This window comes from Bacillus cereus group sp. BfR-BA-01379 (genome assembly GCF_022663605.1).
In the GTDB taxonomy this organism is placed as follows: domain Bacteria; phylum Bacillota; class Bacilli; order Bacillales; family Bacillaceae_G; genus Bacillus_A; species Bacillus_A mobilis.
Window position 1 is genome coordinate 58,105 of the sequence record NZ_JAKUFT010000017.1, and the last position, 17,517, is coordinate 75,621.

The window sequence follows — 17,517 nt, forward strand, 5'->3', positions numbered from 1 at the left end:
GCTCGCCGATAAATCGGCGAGCTATCTTTCTATATTCGTATGTTTTTTCGTTAACGATTGTAAAATGAAAAATATGCCGATGCAAGCTGTAAGCGATGCCCAATTTCCCATTGGTGTAGAATATTTAAAAACGCCAATACCTACAAACAATAGAAAAATAATCACCTGATATATAAGCTTCCACTTTTGCATATGTTCCCTCCTTTACTTCGTTCCCTTCTTTTTCTTCTTCCATGCATTTACACTATCAAAGAAGAAATTAATAAATAACGTGCCTAAACCCGCTAATAAAAACGTCATTAAAAATAAAACCCATATACTTTTCTCTTTTAAGAAATAATATCCTACAAGGAGCACAACCGCGATCCATACATATTCAAGAATTCTTTTTAGCTTTTTCTCTTCCAAATTATTCGCTCCCTCATTCTATACTATTTTTAGTATAACAAAAAAGAAGCCTATCATGATAAGCTTCTTTTCTTCTCTCTTATTTGTTTATGCTTTTTTCAACGAGTGAAATCGCGTATTCCATCGTACGATTCATCGTTTCTACTTGTGCATCTTTTACTTTCGCATCTTTTAATACAGATTCTGCCACTGTAATTTTTTGACTCAATGATTTCACTGAACCGTCCGTTACATTTGCAGCTTGCGCTTTTTTCACTAACGCTTTTGCAGATTCAATATTGATTTGTAATTTTTCTTTCTGTGTTTTCGGTTGTTCTTCTGCCACTTTTGATTGTACAAATGTTACATTAGCTGTTTTTAATTCATTATACATTTGAACGATTTGCTCTCCAGTACTTCCTACATTTTCAAATACTTGCTTTGCGTTATTATAGCTTTTCTCTAATTCTTGAAATGCTTCCTTTGAATATTGACCTGGCTTATCACCAAACTCATACGTACCAGCTAACACTTCTTTTACTTTTCCAAGCTCTTCATATAAAGCGTTTACTTCTTCTAACTTTGTACGGTTAGAAAACTCATTATATGCTGCTAATACTTCTGAAGAACTTAATGCTTTACTATATAATTTCGCAAGCGCAATTTGTCCATTCAACGGAATACCACCATTCCCGTTGCTATCTGGATCTGCACCAAGTGCAAATGGTACGTTCGGGTGATATACTTTCCCTGTAGCTGGCTGGCTATTTACTTTTTTACCATCTACGTAAATAGCTACTTCACTTCCGTTATACGTTCCTGTTAAATGATACGTTTTATTGGCCGCTAATTGAACACCAACACGCTTATAGCTACCGCCAATATGAGCCCATAATTCAACATATCCACTTCCTGTAGATTCAAAACCAATTCCGCCGCTCTCTGTATTTTGTAAAATACCTTGCCCGCGGAGCTCATTCATTGAAAATACAGTTTCTAACGTAAACGTATTTGCTACTTTCTCTTTTTGTGCTGCTGAAAACGGAAGATATCCAAATGTATTTGCTTTTCCGTTTAGCTTCATAACATTCTTTTTCAATGCTTTATCATATTCAATAGTCACATTGCCCTTAACATCACCTTTTGTACCAAATGATGAATTGTCTTTAAATGTACCATCTGCAAAGTTTACATCAAAAACATCTGCCTTTGGTACTTTCACATTCGGGTCAATATTATCTTTTTTCGTAGTGATTTCTGCTGTTAACGGCTGTACGCTCTCATTGCCGAATGAATCAATCGCTACGACTTCTAGTGTATATGTTTTCCCGCCATCTAGTCCTGCAAGTGTAAATGTCAGTTCTTTCGGCACTGGATCACGATAAAACTCTGAGAATGCTAACAATTTATTCTTTATTTCTCCCGTTTGCTTCTCTCTAGCTTGTACACGGTAAGAATGAACAAGAAGGTTGTCCAATGCTTGCATGAATGTTACTGTTGCTGCATTTTCTGTTACATTTGATACCGATAACTTCGCATCTTTTGCAAAGTAAGGCTTTTCTTTATCACGATCTTCTACATGTGTAAATGTTTCTTTCTTTGATGGTAATTTAATTTTCCAAGGCTCGCCTGTCCAAGAATTTGTATGGAAATCACGGCGATTAATCGTTACTTCTTTATCATCTACTTCTACTAATAAACCTTGACTTAAAGTACTTGCTCCTGGTGGGATATTTCCTTGTACTTTACCACCTTCAACCTCCATATAACTTACTGAAGATGTGCCAACTGATGTAAAATCTTTTTGATGAATCGATCTTGGATCATCTAACGGATAGTGTGAATGGCCAGAAAACGTAATGACTTGTGGGTATTGTTTTAATACCTCATTAATTTTCGCACTATCTTTCGTTCCCCATTCTTGACTACCGTATACTGTATCTTTAATATGTTGATGTAAAAATACGAAAATTGGTTTTTCTGGATCATCTTTTTGTGCCTTTGCCATTTCTTGTTTTAACCAATTAATTTGCTTGTCTGAATAATATCCGTGAGTTGTCCCATCCTCTGGAGACATAACAAGGAAGTGATACCCTTTCACCACTTTATGGTAGTAAATCGATTCCATTCCTGTTTTTTCTAAGAAACGCTTCTGTGCTCCCTCTACAGATAAACCGTTCCAATAATCATGGTTTCCTAGAGAATTCATTCGTACTGCATCTTTATTTGCATTTTCATTATATACTTGCATGAAACGATCATATTGCTGCACTGATCCTGTATCCGTGAAATCACCTACGATAACAAACGCGTCTTGCTTTGGTGCAAGCGTATTGAACTGTTCAATCGCTCGTTTCCAGCGAAACGTATCATCCGTTCCACTATTTTTAATATGTACATCACTTACAACTGGAAAAACGATCTTCTTTTCACTTGGTGCTGCCTTTTCTTGCTTTTTCTCTTCCGCTTTGACTGATGTACTCCACGGAAATGATACGAATGCTAATACAAAAACCATTAATAATCCAATAAGACCTCTTACTTTTCGTAAAGCTGTTCTTTCCACATGAATCCTCCTCATATAATAAATTAATTACACTGGTTATTGTATCGAACATATATTAACTTCATTTAAACTAAAAATGTATTTTGTTTAAATTTTGTAAATATACAGTCAATTTTATATTAAATGCCACATTTACATAAAACAAGCACTTTTGTCTAATAGATAACTAATTTGTTCCTATAAAAACTATTAAGAGATATGAGCCTATGAAACTATCACGATTTTAATTTTTTTGTCCATTCTTAACACATCGGCCATGCTGTTACATTTAATAATAATAAATACCTTTTTAAAAGGAGGGATTCCATTGAAACCCCATAAAAGCATCGGTTGTTTTGCTCCTTTATCTATCATTTGTCAACCTATTTGTCCCTGTCCTCCTCCTATTCCGCCACCTGAAAGATGTGATGCTGAACTCATTACTAATGAATTTGCTGGGGATATTCTTATATCCAATGATTTTATTCCAATTTCTCAAAAACAACTAAAACAAACTTACTCCACAGTAACCATTTGGAAAAATGATGGAGTTGTTTCATTATCTGGTACTATCTCCATATATAACAATAGAAATAGTACTTCTGCATTATCAGTTCAAATAATCGGTTCTACCACAAATATTTTTACAGTTTTACCCGGCAACACCATTTCATACACAGGGTTTGATTTACTATCTGTTTCTATTATTGATATTCCATCAGATCCTTCTATTTACATTGAAGGGCGCTATTGTTTCCAATTAACTTATTGTAAATCAAAGCGAGATTGCCTATAACTACAAAAACTATCCTTTTGAATCCAATCAAAAGACTACAAAAAAACGTGCAAACTAATAAATCGTTTGCACGTTTTTTTAAAATCAAAAAATCTATATATACTAAGATAAAGTGTATCGAATTGTCATACAAAATTCCCCAGTTTCAGCTGCTGCTGTTCCAAGAATCGTAACCGTATCAAAACGACGAACTGTAAAAGATGCGCTACTTCCAGTTGCTACAACAATCGTTTCCAATGCTGTTCCTGCTATCCCCCCACTATAAAACACAAGTGTAACAGGTCCCGTCCCAGTATCTACTTTCAAATAACCCGATGCATAAATATCTTGAGAAATATTATCTGCATAAATTACTTCAGCTGCTGCTGATGCAGTCCAGTCAATACAAACTTTATCTTGAACAATCGTTTTTTGCGAATTTGCACAACATGAAAGATTAGTACTACAATTCCCCATCTTATTTTTCCCCTCTCTATGAAATTAAATAACGTGTAGTAATACAAAATTCTCCTTGGTAGGTTCCTAACGGAGTAGCTGGTGTCGTAATTTGAATAATATTAAAACGACGGAACGTAAATGCAATACTTGTTCCTTCAGAAACGGTAAATGATTGAATCGTTCCTCCGCCTGAATCGAGCACTGCCACTGTAATTTGGTTTGCAGGGCTCACACCCGGCCCGACATCGTAAGTTAAATAACCTGTTCCAACGATATTTTGATTCACATTATTCGCATACACAGTAAACGTACTAGCAGCGGCACTAGACCATGAATTACATACTTTATCTTGGACGAAGTTGCTACTATTATCCGAACAACACGTTAAAACTGTTCCTGAGCACTCACAAGCCATAGTCTTTCCCTTCTTTCTCTTTTATTCCTTATATGTGTATGTCCTTCAGAGTCTTTTGCCTGTACTATTCATCTATTTTCAAAAAATATGCAAATTCCAGTACCAATGACTAGATAGATTCCGTTCTGTTTCTTTTTTTCATAAATTTATAGATTAAAATACCACCTACAACAATAACTACGACTAGTAATATCGGTAGCATATATTGCCCAACAACATCCGCCGCTTTTTCCCAATGCGGACCTAATTTCATTCCAAAATAGACATATAAAGTCGTTAACGGGAACATTGCTACAAATGTATATATGCTAAATTTCCATATGTTCATTTTCGCCATACCACATGGAACAGAGATAAGCGTTCGAACTCCCGGTACAAAGCGTCCAACAAATGCAACAACTGGTCCATACTTCTCAAAGAAATCGTCTGCTTTTTGAATTTGTTCTTCTTTAATAAAGAAGTATTTTCCGTATTTTATTAATAGAGGACGACCACCGTAATAACCGAGTGCGTATAACGTTAACGGCCCTGTCGTTCCCCCCAGTGTCCCAGCTAATACAGCTAACCAGAAATTCATATCACCCTCGTATACCCAATATCCAACCATAGGCAAAACTACTTCTGCTGGAATAAATTCAAACGTTAATGCTAACACAACTCCAAAATAAGAAAACTGCTTTAAAAACTCGATTATATCTAAAATAATTTGCTCCATATTTTCAACTCCTATCCTACGTTTACATTATGCTTTTCTTGTAATTGAACTGGCGCCATTTTTACAATTCGGTTCAAAATGAATAACACAATTCCAATATCATCTAAAATACCGATAAACGGTAAGAAGTCTGGAATTAAATCAAGCGGCATCGCAACATACCCAACTAAAAAAGCAACAGATAAAATTTTCTTCTTTATTGAAACCTCTTTTGAAGTAAAAAAGTCAAATAGGAATGGAACGAAACGACGGACATGAAATACAACTCTTAATCTACTAATAAGTTTTTTCATTTTTATTTCTCCTCTCTTTGTATACGAAAAGGACCCTACCAAATATGGTAAGGGTCCTCAAAAAGACAGAAAGGGGCCTTTACCATTGCTGGTAAAGGTCTCACTAACAACGAAACGTTGCCAATAAAGCCGAGGGTTTCTCCCTGTAATGACGACTTTACTGTAATAAGTTACTCCCCTTTATATACACAGTTTTATACAATCACATTAAAATATTTGCCTAAGCTTGTCAATATTTTTTTCATTCGACATCCAGATTATTACATTGCAAAAAACTCTCTTTCCTGTTCTCTATGGAAAGGAATTGGAGTATATGACCATCTGGATCATGAAATATTATGCTAACTTCTTCACCATGGCGCTTTTCTACAAATGATATTTGATAAAACGCTAACTTCTTCTTTAACCGCTCGATATTTGTAGTTTTTAACAACAGTTCTTTCACTGATGAGATAACGGTCTCTCTATGTTCTCCCAGTCCCCTATTTACAACAAAACAAATTCTTGTTGAACCGATATCATACCACACACCTGTTACACGTATTTGCGGCCTCTCCTTGCTCGGTTGAAACCCTAGAATTCCTTCATAAAAATATAATGTTTCCTTTAAGTTTTTAGATTCTAATACAATACATGTCGTAACACTTTCCATCCGCACTCCCCCTGCCCCTTTTAGTTTTCTATATGAGTCATAATTTGCAATTATGTACGAATACAATACGTAGTGATGAATATTTCATTTATAAAGGAGGCGTGTAACATGGATGAATTTATGAGATCCTACATACCTTTCCATGGCCCAAACGACCCTTGCCCTCCAATCGGAAAGAAATATTACTCAACTCCCCCACACCTATTTATGGGCTTTCAACCACCTAACCTACCCCAATTCCCACCAAAAGAAGCTTTACGAAAAGGAACTCTGTGGCCAGCTTTTTATGATTTTTATGAAAATCCTTACAAAAAAGGACGGTGAATAAAAACGTGACACAGACATTGCCTGATGAATATTACAAATGGATTGAAGAACTACAAGAACTAGACTTTGTATTAGTTGAACTTACCCTCTATTTAGATACGCACCCAAACGATACTGCAGCTATAAATCAATTCAACGATTTCTCCTATAAACGAAGAGTATTACAACAAAAAATCGAAGAAAGATATGGGCCACTTCAGCAGTTTGGGAATAGCTATTCTAACGCTCCATGGGAATGGAGCAAAGGACCGTGGCCCTGGCAAATATAAAGGAGAGAGACTATGTGGATTTATGAAAAGAAGTTACAATATCCAGTTAAAGTGAGTACTTGTAATCCAGCGCTCGCCAAACTATTAGTGGAACAGTATGGCGGTGCGGACGGCGAATTGGCTGCTGCTCTTCGCTACTTAAATCAACGCTATACAATTCCTGACAAAGTCGTTGGCTTACTAACCGACATTGGAACAGAAGAATTCGCACATTTAGAGATGATTGCGACAATGATTTATAAATTAACAAAAGATGCAACACCAGCGCAAATGAAAGCTGCTGGATTAGACGCACAGTACGCTAATCATGATAGTGCTTTGTTTTATCATAATGCTGGTGGCGTTCCTTTTACTGCTACTTATATTCAAGCAAAAGGAGACCCTATTGCAGATTTATATGAAGATATTGCTGCTGAAGAAAAGGCAAGAGCAACTTATCAATGGCTCATTGATTTATCTGACGACCCTGACATAAATGACAGCTTACGCTTTTTACGTGAACGAGAAATTGTCCATTCACAACGTTTCCGAGAAGCGGTTGAAATTTTAAAAGAAGAACGCGATCGAAAAATTTATTTTTAATACACGTATCCTAGCGATATGTGTTTTTTTACGTTCAAAGTTAAATCCTTCCTATTAAAGATATAAATAGTATATTTATTCGATTTAATGCATTATTTTTTAATATTTTCAAAATTCCCTATTGCTTTCTAGTCATCAGACCTTTAAAATAGTAACAGTTACTCGACAAATTATTTGAATTTTCGACAAAAACACTCATTAGGAGGATTTTCTTTATATGCGTACAACTTTAAAACCAGCGCAAATACTTTCGATTAGTTTATTACTATTCGCAGTTTTCTTCGGTGCTGGTAATATGATTTTCCCGCCCCTTCTCGGTCTTTCTTCCGGAGAAAACATGTGGATTTCCATTACAGGATTTATTATTACAGACGTCGGTTTATCTTTACTAGCTATCGTCGCTGTTGCCCTTGCCGGTGGTAGTTTTAACACTTTAGCAAGCCGTGTTCATCCAAAATTCGCAGCAATATTCGCTATCATTATTTATCTTTCAATCGGCCCACTATTTGTTATTCCACGAACTGGATCTGTATCTTACGAAATTGGGATTGCACCACTTTTCCCAGACCAATGGTACTCTATGTTAATCTTTAGTGCGATTTTCTTTACAGTCGTCTACTTCTTATCATTAAATCCATCCAAATTAGTAGATCATATCGGAAAAATATTAACACCAATTTTACTTGGAATTATTGCAATTATGGCAACAAAAGCGATTCTTTCACCAGGAACGTTTGCAGAACCTGTTGGTGACTATAAAGAAATTCCATTCTTCAAAGGATTTCTTGAAGGATTTTTAACGTTAGATGCAATTGGAGCACTTGTATTATCAACGATTGTTGTAAATGCAATCCGCCAAAACGGTATACAAGAGAAGAAATCGATCGCGAAATATACAATTATTTGCGGAAGCATTGCAGCTCTATTCTTAACAATTGTTTATTTCCTACTCGGTTATATCGGCGCTTCAAACGGCAATCTAGGACAATTCGAAAACGGTGGTCAACTATTAGCTACTGTTATGTATCAATTCTTTGGGACAAGCGGTAATGTTTTATTAAGTATCGCCATTATCTTCGCTTGTTTAACGACAGCAATTGGTGTTGTAAGTGCATTCGCCAATTATTTCGCAACAGTACTAACAAACGTTTCATATAAGAAGCTCGTACTATACGTTTGTATCTTTAGCTTCGTTATTTCAAACTTAGGTTTAAGTTTATTAATCAAAATTACATTACCTGTATTAATTATTTTGTATCCAATTACAATCATTTTAATTTTCGTATCATTTATTGATAAATATACGAAACGTAAACCTTCTGTCTACATCGGAGCAATGATCGCAGCATTCATTATTAGCTGTATTCACGCACTTGATAATGTGGAAATGATACCAAACTTTATCGCTAATATCGTACACACCATTCCTTTTTACAACTTAGGAATCGGTTGGATTATTCCAGCAATCATCGGTGGTATAATCGGATACTATATTCCGCAAACAGAAGCTGAAGGTGAAGTTTCTACAAAATAAAGAAAAGAAGCAAGCATGAACCCCATGCTTGCTTCTTTTTTTTATTTTCTATCGCTAAACACAGTATTTGTGTACGAACGAACCGTTAACATATAGTAACCAAAGTAAATGATGATATACACCCCTATACTACCTAGTAAAGGAAGACTATATTCAAACATACCTGTAAAGCCCATCAAACTTAAAAATGCAAAGAATGTATGACATATTGCCAGCAGTAATGGTACTACAAATATTGCACCTACTTGCTTTCTTACAGACTCTGTGGCTTCCCTTCTCGTTAGTCCAATTTTCTTTAACATTCCGTACGCTGGTCGCTCTGCCATCGCTTCTGTTATTTGTTTAAAGTATAAAATACAACCCGTTGCCAAAATAAAGACAATCCCTAAAAATACACTAGCAAATAATAACACTGCACCATCTTGCAATTCAGATTGGCTCGCCTCTTCAAATGATTGGAATTTCACTTCTTTAGGAAGGATTGTCCCTAGCTCTTTCGTTAGCTCTCTATTACCGTTTCCTTCAACGATAAATCCGCTAACTGTTGAAACATCCTGTCCTTTCTGCAACTTATTAAATAACGAATCTCGAACAACAAGCCCCACTGGTGCAAGTTTCGCACTCACAACTGTTTCTTCTCGGTGATCAACGATTGTTAAACCACTCTTCATCCCTTCAAAGGACACATTATTTCCTTCAAGCGAATTCTTTTCGATGTTATATGATTTATATGGATCTAATAAAACAACTTCCTTTTCAGAACCGAGAATAACTTGTTTGTTACCTAACTTAGAAGCCGATTTATTATAATCTGTCACTTTTATAATTTGTACATTACCATTACCTATTAAATACCCAGTTAATATTTGTTCCCCATCTATCTTCCCTTGCATAGAGAGCATCGCTACAGACGTTTCATTTTTAATTGCTAACTCATGTTTTCGAATTTCTTCTCTAACTTTCTTATCTAATTCCTTTCCAGTTGTTACATATTCATAACTAACTGGATTCATTAATGCCGCTGTCTTCTGTGCTCCATAATACATACTAGAACTAATTCCAATGGTACATAATGTTACCGCACTTAATAAAGATAATAGCGCCAGCATCTTTACGTTCCCTTTTATTCTGAAGAACAATGAAGAAATGGATAAAATGTTCGTTCCATTCCAATATTTCTTCTTATCGTCTTTTATTTTATAAAGCGATTTTACTGTATACTGTTCAAACAATAAAAATGTACCTTTTACGATTAAGCCGAAAATAACTAAACCTGTAAGAAGTAATACCCCTGCTCCAAAAATTAAAGTCGAAAATGCAACCATATATCCCGCACAAAGTAATACAATTGCTCGCTTTGCCTTCTTACTTGAATACGTTGGTGCCTCTTCTTTCTGATTTTCACCATATAATAATTCAACTAAACGATGCTCATAAATTAACTTTTTACTTTTCCATGATGCAATAAAGAAAATTGCGCCTATCGTTATAAGAACTTCTACTATAGATAGAAATGAAATCGTAAATGTAAAAGTAAACGCACTTCCCATTAACTTCACCAGAAGCCCTGCGCACATATTTGCTATAAATAAACCAGCAAGAATACCTAACACACTTGCCGCACCACCAACTAATAACGTTTCATAAAAGAGTAACTTCGCAATTTCTTCTTTACGAATACCTAATAAACTGTATAATGCAATTTCTTTTTTCTTCTTTCGCAAAAAGAAGCTATTACAATAAAAAACAAATATCGTTAAAAAGATAATCAACAATATTTGTGCAAACGTAAATGTCGTTTCCACTTTATCCGACTCTTTTAAAAGAGCTACTACACTTTCATTTCGTTTAATCGATACGAATGTAAAATAAATAATAATGCTACCTACTAATGAAATAAAGTATAGAAAATAATCTTTCATATTTCGTTTTATACTACGTTTTGATACTTCTAAAAAATCCATCGTACACCTTCACCTGCTCTCGCATTTCTCTATACATGAAGTGTATACGAAATTGTATTTCTCCCCTATCGATTTTCATTACAGCTCTCTTACAATATTGTAATATAACAAAATAAAAGAACCTAGTTTCCTAGGCTCTTCACATCGTATGTTTAAAAGTAAATAACTCTTCTTTTGACTGCACAGCAAATTGTTCCTCTTCTATAGCGTCCTTCTTTATCTCTCCTCCTAACCTTACTTTCATCATCGCCTCTTCTATACTTTTTACAATCATATTTCCTGAAAAAATAGTAAGTCCAAAACATGTAATGGGAACGAGCGGAATCCATGGATTCACTGTTAATGATCTAAAATAGACTCCAATTAAACCTGACCATTCATGCGTGTAAGATTCTATTTCTTCTATCGGTCCTAAAAACTGAACTGTTCCACCAAAGAATATTTCCAGTAATCCTAAGTGCAGTAAAATAGTAAGAGTTTGCGTAAACTGCTGAAAAAATACAAGTATAAACGTCATATAGAGATGCGGGAAAATATGCTTTATCACAATGTGCCTTCTCGATCCACCCAATATGCGCGCAGCTTCAATAAATTCTTCGGTTCTCAATTTACGTACTTCCTTCGCAACATACAGTGCAATAACAGGCATCACAAGCATGACAAGTAATAAAACTTGAAATGAAGCTCTTTCAAAAAAGGTTGTTGTTTCCTCCCCACTCCCAAATGCATTTGCAAGGTGAAGAAAAAAGTACGCAATCATAACTGTCGGAATAACTGTAAAACTATCAAAGAAAGCCTCGATTTTTGAAAAACCTCTTTTTACATATGTTCCGATTACAACACCGAAAAACACACCTATTACCATTCTAAGTGCCGCAATTAAAATAGAGATACCAATCGTCCACTTTGCGCCTTCAATGACTAAATGTAACAGGTCGTATCCTTTCCGGTCTGTCCCAAGTAAAAATTGTAATGAAGGTGAAAACGGTGGCACTTGTGGATTTTCATCCGCATCATATTGCAATGTAACTTGTCTAATATGTCCATCATTCCATATCGTATTTCCGATGCTCAAAAGAACTAATATGAGAAGAAACCCAATGCTTATCCAAAATCTTTTATCGCTTTTTATATACGTCCACATATTATAGTCTCTCCTTCATCGCAGCTGGAATGAGATAATGAAACAATTTAAACAAAATAAAAATTGGAATATAAATAAGTAGCACACTAACGATGAAGACCTCCACCCTAATACCTTCATACGATTTCAAAAACATAAAAATACCACCCGTATTAAAAATCCATTCTATAATATATAAATTAGATAACATAAAAAAGATATTCGTTTTCGCAAAGAAAAGTGTACTAAGCAACACATTTCGTAAAACATGACGATTTAAAATATGAATACGATTTAGCCCTTTCGCCTTAGCAAATAGTACATAATCTTTTTCTAGCTCATTTTCAAAACGAAGCACTAACATTTTTACAAACAGAATCGTAGTCGGTATACTCAAACAAAATATTGGCAATCCTCTAATCGACTCGCCTCCGATTGACGCAATTTGAAAAGGTAAAAAGCCTGTTTGTTTAAAAAACCATACAACTAAAATTTGTGATACTAAAATAAGTAAAATGTCTGGAATAGATTCTAAGAAGATAAGAAATGATTTAATGCGATGTTGTATACGCGGTGAACTACTCATAATGACATAAACAATACAAAATGCTACAAATAATGAAATGAAAAAAGCAGCAAAAAAAATGACAATCGTTTCTTTATAATGGACGAACAACTGTGGAAATAAAAATTTACCTCTTACATATTGAAAATTGGAGATATCCATTAAATTCACAAACACTTCTTTTAAACTTTGTATGTACTTTGATGCATGCAACTCAAATCCGTAAAACAATTTTGGCAGTGCTCCTAAACAAATAATACCCAAAATCGAAATAATAAATTGAACCGTCACTTCCATCCCATTCAGAAAAACTTTTTTGACCACGTTTTCCCTTCTTTCTCTATATAATTTACCCCTTTAATTTTATTCTTAATTTTCTGAATTGTAAATATTTATAAAGAAAAATCACTAGGTTATGATCCTAGTGATTCTTTATGCGCATGCCCTTCTCTTTTCGCAAATGGCATATACAAAATAAAACATCCAATAAGCGCAGCTATTTCTAATGAAATAATATAGTAAGGATGTGGCCCTAACATATCGAGTAATGAAGCAGTTTCTGGCTTACGAGCTAAAAACATATAATTGCCACCTGTTTTGTAGTTCACAAAAGAAACGATTGGAATTATTATGTTTAAAAATATCATCGTACGCTTAATTGATTGCAAGGTCGGTCTATATCCTTCTACCCATGTCATAAAGAGTGGTGCCCAAATGAGTAATACATGTGCAACGAAGAATTCTATAAAGCGAAAATGCGGAAAAGCATATTGCACGTTCGGCGTTAAAATAGCTTGTGATGCACCGATAATCCCTGTAAAAAATACAATCTCATATATGCGGTAACTTTTCGTTACAATCATAATCGACGCTAACAATAAACTAATCGTACATAACTCAAACGGTAATGAAGTGCCTAGTTCAAAAACCCCCGCTTTCCATTCCCACATATGGAGCCCAATTTCACTCCCAATAAATAAAAATGCAATCGCATATCGAACCGTTATATTCCACTCACTTTGACGTAATACATCTTGGTATTGATACAGAAAAAATATCCCCACCAACATAATAAATAATATAAGGACGTGTTGCCTTGAGTATGGAATAAATGGTTTTAATGGATGCGCACTAAAATAAGCTTCCATCTTGCCTCCTCCTCTCCTTCATACAATATTATTGTAAGAAAGAAACAACGAGTCAATTCATTTGCTCACACTTGGACAAGCTCTACCTTACATTTACATATTCATACCTTACAAAACTGTAAGGTTATTGTAAGCTAAAACGATTTGTCAGATTCTTCACCTCTTTTATACTGAATGTAGATACTAAAACGAACGAAAAGGTGATAAATAGATGAAGAAGAAAAATAAAGTGTTAATTACTAGTGTAGTAGCAATTGGAATTGCAGCTGGATCATATTTTGCATTTGCTGGTGGCGGTGGTTCAGAAGTAGCAATGGCATATAGTGGATATAAAGTAACAGAAAAACAAATTGAAAACGCGCAAAAATTTGGCGGTGAAGTCATTCCAAACGGAATCGAAACAATTTCATTTGATCCAACAAAAGGTACGTATGAATTATCTGTAAAAAAAGGTGATGAAGTAAAAAAAGGGCAACTCCTTTTTAAATATAATGACCCTACTACGAAACAAGGTGTAACAGAAGCAGAAATGCAAAAGAAAATCGCACAAAAAGAAGTAACATTGTTCCAAAAACAAATTGATGCAGCGAAACAAAAATTACAAAAAGATAAAAATGCAGGCCTTCCTGCTGAAGCATTAAAAGCAGCAGAAATCGAAGTACAACAATTAGAATCACAAATTGAAATGAAAAAGTTTGAAGTTGAAAAATCTGATGAAATGATTAAAGCAGCAAAAGAAAAAGTAAACACACTTTCTGTAACGAGCCCTACTGATGGCGTAATTGATGACATCGTAAAAACTGCTGATGAAAAAACAGGTATGGGCGGTATTACACTTCGTCACGCTGGTCCATTTAAAGTAAAAGGTCAACTTTCTGAATATGAGCTTGCGAGTATGAAAGTTGGGCAAGAAGTAACTGTTTCATCAAAAACGGTTGCTAGTAAGACTTGGACAGGAAAAGTAACAGAAATCGGTTCTACACCATTAAAGAGCATGGATGAAAACAAAACTGTTTCTAACTATCAATTCACTGTCACATTAGACAATAGTGAAGAATTACAAAACGGTTTCCACGTTTACGTAACAAGTAAATCTGGCGAAGCAACTGGTACAATTGTTCCGAAAAGCAGCATCGTGAAAAAAGGTGACAAAAATGTTGTCTTCGTTGTAAAAGACGGTAAAGCGAAAGAACAAGCGGTTACTGTTGAATTCGAGACTGATAGCGAAGCAAAAGTTTCTGGAGTGAAAAAAGGAGAACAAATTATCTCTAAACCTGAAAAAGACTTAAAAGATGGTATGGAGGTTGTCGTTGAATGATTAACTTAAAAGGCATCACGAAATCTTTCCAAAATGGTGCAGAATCCGTTCAAATATTACACGGCATTGACGTAACACTGAACCAGGGAGAATTCACTTCTATTATGGGACCGTCTGGTTCTGGTAAATCAACATTAATGAACATTATCGGTTGCTTAGATAAACCAACGACAGGTGCGTATGAACTAGCTGGTCAAAATATCTCAAACATGTCTGAAACAGAACTTGCACGAGTTCGTAATAAAGAGATTGGATTCGTATTCCAAAACTTCATGTTATTACCGAGACTTACAGCACTTCAAAATGTAGAGCTACCTCTTATTTACGCTGGAGTTGATAAAAAAGAAAGACGTGAGCGCTCATTAGCCGCTTTAACAAAAGTAGGTTTAGCTGATCGCGCTACTCACTTACCGAACGAATTATCAGGTGGACAAAAACAACGTGTCGCTGTTGCACGTGCAATCGTAAATAATCCAAAGTTCATTTTAGCCGATGAACCGACGGGTGCACTTGATACGAAGACGAGTACACAAATTATGGACCTCTTTTACGAATTAAACAAACAAGGCTCAACAATCATTATGATTACCCACGATCGTGAAATTGGGGAAGCTGCAGCACGTCAAATTGTAATTCGTGACGGAAATATCGTCCAAGATTGGAGAGGTTAATTTTGAACACGAGTGAAAATATACGTATGGCCCTTTCCTCTATCTTTGCTCACAAAATGCGTTCTATCTTAACGATGCTAGGCATTATTATCGGTATTAGTGCCATTATTACTATCATTTCAATGGGTGATGGTACAAATGCAAAGTTTAAAGAAGAATTAGGCCAAGGAAAAGATAATGAAATAACCATTTACTACAACAATCCTGACTATGGAACAGATAGTGCCAAAATCACACCTGATATGCTAAACCGTCTTCAAACCGTACCAGGCGTTAAAGATGTGTATCCAGATGTAAGCATGAAAGTAAAAGCATCTGCTGGTTCAAAAGATGTAAATCTTGATTTAAAAGGTGGAACAGGCGCCTTTATGACAGATTCGAAAATAAAATTAGTTCACGGTCGTGAATTAAACGACAGCGAATTAAACCAAGCAATCCCTGCTGTTATATTAAATGAAGAAGCTTTTAACAAATTATTTAGTAGTGGTTGGGAATCAAATCAATACACAGATATAAAAGGAAAGCCGTATAAAATAGTCGGTGTATACGAAACGAAAAACGACTTCGGAATGCCTATGCCTGAAGGTTATACGTCACTTGAAAACGCGCCTGTCATTTCAGGAGTAAATGAGTATGACTCTGTAAGATTAACAATGACCTCTCCGACAGAACGTAAAAGTGTAGAAAAACAAGCCGTTTCTGTTTTAAACGAAATGAAAGCTCCTAAATTTGAGCACAAATTTGAAGCACAAGATTTAGGTGAATTTACGAAGCAATTAGACGAATCAATCGGTATGATGAAAATGGTATTCGGTGGTATTGCTGCTATCTCCTTACTAGTTGGTGGTATCGGTGTAATGAATATCATGCTTGTATCTGTAACAGAACGTACACGTGAGATTGGTATTCGTAAAGCACTTGGTGCAACACGCGGTAAAGTATTAACACAATTCTTAATTGAATCTTGTATTTTAACAGGACTTGGTGGTTTCATCGGATTCATGCTCGGTATCTTCTTCGCTTGGATCGTTTCCATCTTTGCCGGATGGCCACTCGTTGTCTCAAAAGAACTTGGACTTCTTGCAGTAGGTATCTCCATGTTAATCGGTATTATATTCGGTCTACTACCAGCTAACAAAGCTGCCAAACTGGATCCAATTGAATGTTTACGATATGAGTAAAAAAGAGGTTGCCTACGTGCAACCTCTTTTTCTATACCAAAAGAAATGAACAACTTTATTATGTGCATCATCTAAGCAAATATCAAATAACAATATTCGTGTATTAAAAGATTAATTAAGAATTCTTATTTTCACCTTTTTGCGTCCCCACTTAATAGCTTCTCTTTCAGTCGGGAAAAGTACATCAATTATTTTCCCTTTAATAGCACCACCCGTATCACCGGCAATGGCTACACCATAACCCTCAACATCTACTTGCGTTCCTAATGGAATTACTTTAGGATCAACAGCAATTAACTTGATATTTGGGTTTTTCCCTATATCAATACCATATGCAGTAATGCGTTCATGTGGAGGACTGTTCTCTACACTATACGCTGTAGACTCGAAAACCATTTCAATGCCACCGTTTGGATTAATCCATTTTTCCCCTTCATAAGAAATAATCTTTAACCAGCCACTTGTTGTACCATCGATAACAAGCACCTCTTGTGCTGAAAAAGCTTGGCCTCCATTTCCTTTTGTGGATACAAATGATGGTTCATTGTACGTATAGAATGATTTTTCTACATACTTTTTCTCACCATTTGGATT

The 17,517-nt window shown here is 35.3% G+C and carries 21 protein-coding genes; 8 read left to right on the forward strand and 13 right to left on the reverse strand.

Annotated features, from left to right (window positions below; all coding sequences use genetic code 11):
• Positions 1-21 precede the first annotated feature (21 nt).
• The 3 genes from MR113_RS09195 to MR113_RS09205 all read right to left on the reverse strand — a co-directional run bounded on the left by MR113_RS09195 (position 22) and on the right by MR113_RS09205 (position 2,953).
• A complete protein-coding gene (locus MR113_RS09195) occupies positions 22-192 on the reverse strand; it encodes a hypothetical protein (protein ID WP_242253710.1) in 171 nt (56 codons plus the stop codon).
• 12 nt (positions 193-204) lie between these two features.
• Positions 205-408: a hypothetical protein gene (locus tag MR113_RS09200; RefSeq protein WP_242253711.1), complete on the reverse strand. Its 204-nt coding sequence runs from the start codon at positions 406-408 to the stop codon at positions 205-207.
• Between the two features lie 79 nt (positions 409-487).
• Positions 488-2,953 carry a LamG-like jellyroll fold domain-containing protein gene (locus MR113_RS09205; protein ID WP_242253714.1) on the reverse strand — a complete coding sequence of 822 codons (2,466 nt, stop codon included), beginning with the start codon at positions 2,951-2,953 and terminating at the stop codon, positions 488-490.
• A 307-nt stretch (positions 2,954-3,260) separates the two neighbouring features.
• On the opposite strand from MR113_RS09205, the gene MR113_RS09210 reads away from it, so the two are divergent.
• On the forward strand, positions 3,261-3,728 hold the full coding sequence (locus MR113_RS09210; protein WP_242253716.1) for an S-Ena type endospore appendage: 468 nt from the start codon (positions 3,261-3,263) through the stop codon (positions 3,726-3,728).
• Positions 3,729-3,830: 102 nt separating this feature from the next.
• Here MR113_RS09210 and MR113_RS09215 read toward each other — a convergent pair whose 3' ends face one another.
• The 5 genes from MR113_RS09215 to MR113_RS09235 all read right to left on the reverse strand — a co-directional run bounded on the left by MR113_RS09215 (position 3,831) and on the right by MR113_RS09235 (position 6,241).
• On the reverse strand, positions 3,831-4,184 hold the full coding sequence (locus MR113_RS09215; RefSeq protein WP_242253718.1) for a DUF3992 domain-containing protein: 354 nt from the start codon (positions 4,182-4,184) through the stop codon (positions 3,831-3,833).
• A gap of 16 nt (positions 4,185-4,200) precedes the next feature.
• Positions 4,201-4,581: a DUF3992 domain-containing protein gene (locus tag MR113_RS09220; protein WP_048545698.1), complete on the reverse strand. Its 381-nt coding sequence runs from the start codon at positions 4,579-4,581 to the stop codon at positions 4,201-4,203.
• Between the two features lie 109 nt (positions 4,582-4,690).
• Positions 4,691-5,296: a DedA family protein gene (locus tag MR113_RS09225; protein WP_000435019.1), complete on the reverse strand. Its 606-nt coding sequence runs from the start codon at positions 5,294-5,296 to the stop codon at positions 4,691-4,693.
• 11 nt (positions 5,297-5,307) lie between these two features.
• Positions 5,308-5,589 (reverse strand): YkvA family protein, encoded by a 282-nt coding sequence (locus tag MR113_RS09230; RefSeq protein WP_000733852.1) that lies wholly within the window; start codon positions 5,587-5,589, stop codon positions 5,308-5,310.
• Between the two features lie 241 nt (positions 5,590-5,830).
• The gene (locus MR113_RS09235) at positions 5,831-6,241 is read right to left on the reverse strand and encodes a VOC family protein (RefSeq protein WP_242253719.1); all 411 of its coding nucleotides are present in this window, start codon (positions 6,239-6,241) and stop codon (positions 5,831-5,833) included.
• 108 nt (positions 6,242-6,349) lie between these two features.
• On the opposite strand from MR113_RS09235, the gene MR113_RS09240 reads away from it, so the two are divergent.
• The 4 genes from MR113_RS09240 to brnQ2 all read left to right on the forward strand — a co-directional run bounded on the left by MR113_RS09240 (position 6,350) and on the right by brnQ2 (position 8,953).
• Positions 6,350-6,565 carry a spore coat associated protein CotJA gene (locus MR113_RS09240; protein ID WP_097818459.1) on the forward strand — a complete coding sequence of 72 codons (216 nt, stop codon included), beginning with the start codon at positions 6,350-6,352 and terminating at the stop codon, positions 6,563-6,565.
• A gap of 8 nt (positions 6,566-6,573) precedes the next feature.
• Positions 6,574-6,837: a spore coat protein CotJB gene (locus MR113_RS09245; RefSeq protein ID WP_061677843.1), complete on the forward strand. Its 264-nt coding sequence runs from the start codon at positions 6,574-6,576 to the stop codon at positions 6,835-6,837.
• A 12-nt stretch (positions 6,838-6,849) separates the two neighbouring features.
• On the forward strand, positions 6,850-7,419 hold the full coding sequence (gene cotJC, locus MR113_RS09250; RefSeq protein WP_061677842.1) for a spore coat protein CotJC: 570 nt from the start codon (positions 6,850-6,852) through the stop codon (positions 7,417-7,419).
• A 217-nt stretch (positions 7,420-7,636) separates the two neighbouring features.
• The gene (gene brnQ2 / locus MR113_RS09255) at positions 7,637-8,953 is read left to right on the forward strand and encodes a branched-chain amino acid transport system II carrier protein BrnQ2 (RefSeq protein WP_098884296.1); all 1,317 of its coding nucleotides are present in this window, start codon (positions 7,637-7,639) and stop codon (positions 8,951-8,953) included.
• Positions 8,954-8,994: 41 nt separating this feature from the next.
• On the opposite strand, the gene MR113_RS09260 is transcribed toward brnQ2, so the two are convergent.
• The 4 genes from MR113_RS09260 to MR113_RS09275 all read right to left on the reverse strand — a co-directional run bounded on the left by MR113_RS09260 (position 8,995) and on the right by MR113_RS09275 (position 13,753).
• Positions 8,995-10,917 carry an FtsX-like permease family protein gene (locus MR113_RS09260; protein WP_242253720.1) on the reverse strand — a complete coding sequence of 641 codons (1,923 nt, stop codon included), beginning with the start codon at positions 10,915-10,917 and terminating at the stop codon, positions 8,995-8,997.
• 139 nt (positions 10,918-11,056) lie between these two features.
• A complete protein-coding gene (locus MR113_RS09265; RefSeq protein WP_242253721.1) occupies positions 11,057-12,061 on the reverse strand; it encodes an ABC transporter permease in 1,005 nt (334 codons plus the stop codon).
• A gap of 1 nt (position 12,062) precedes the next feature.
• Entirely contained in the window at positions 12,063-12,929 is an 867-nt protein-coding gene (locus MR113_RS09270) for an ABC transporter permease subunit (protein WP_242253722.1), read from the reverse strand.
• Between the two features lie 89 nt (positions 12,930-13,018).
• Positions 13,019-13,753 carry a YwaF family protein gene (locus MR113_RS09275; RefSeq protein ID WP_242253724.1) on the reverse strand — a complete coding sequence of 245 codons (735 nt, stop codon included), beginning with the start codon at positions 13,751-13,753 and terminating at the stop codon, positions 13,019-13,021.
• A 211-nt stretch (positions 13,754-13,964) separates the two neighbouring features.
• Between MR113_RS09275 and MR113_RS09280 the strand changes: the two genes are divergently transcribed.
• Genes MR113_RS09280 through MR113_RS09290 form a run of 3 tightly spaced genes read left to right on the forward strand, consistent with a single transcriptional unit; the run spans position 13,965 to position 16,923 of the window.
• A complete protein-coding gene (locus MR113_RS09280) occupies positions 13,965-15,071 on the forward strand; it encodes an efflux RND transporter periplasmic adaptor subunit (protein ID WP_242253726.1) in 1,107 nt (368 codons plus the stop codon).
• Complete coding sequence (locus MR113_RS09285; RefSeq protein WP_000609098.1) at positions 15,068-15,742, forward strand: ABC transporter ATP-binding protein; 675 nt, start codon at positions 15,068-15,070, stop codon at positions 15,740-15,742. The genes MR113_RS09280 and MR113_RS09285 overlap by 4 nt, the downstream gene beginning before the upstream one ends.
• A gap of 26 nt (positions 15,743-15,768) precedes the next feature.
• The gene (locus MR113_RS09290) at positions 15,769-16,923 is read left to right on the forward strand and encodes an ABC transporter permease (protein ID WP_416335443.1); all 1,155 of its coding nucleotides are present in this window, start codon (positions 15,769-15,771) and stop codon (positions 16,921-16,923) included.
• 111 nt (positions 16,924-17,034) lie between these two features.
• Here the strand turns inward: MR113_RS09290 and MR113_RS09295 are convergent.
• Positions 17,035-17,517 (reverse strand): 3D domain-containing protein (locus MR113_RS09295; RefSeq protein ID WP_242253728.1); only part of this gene is annotated, 483 nt, incomplete at its 5' end.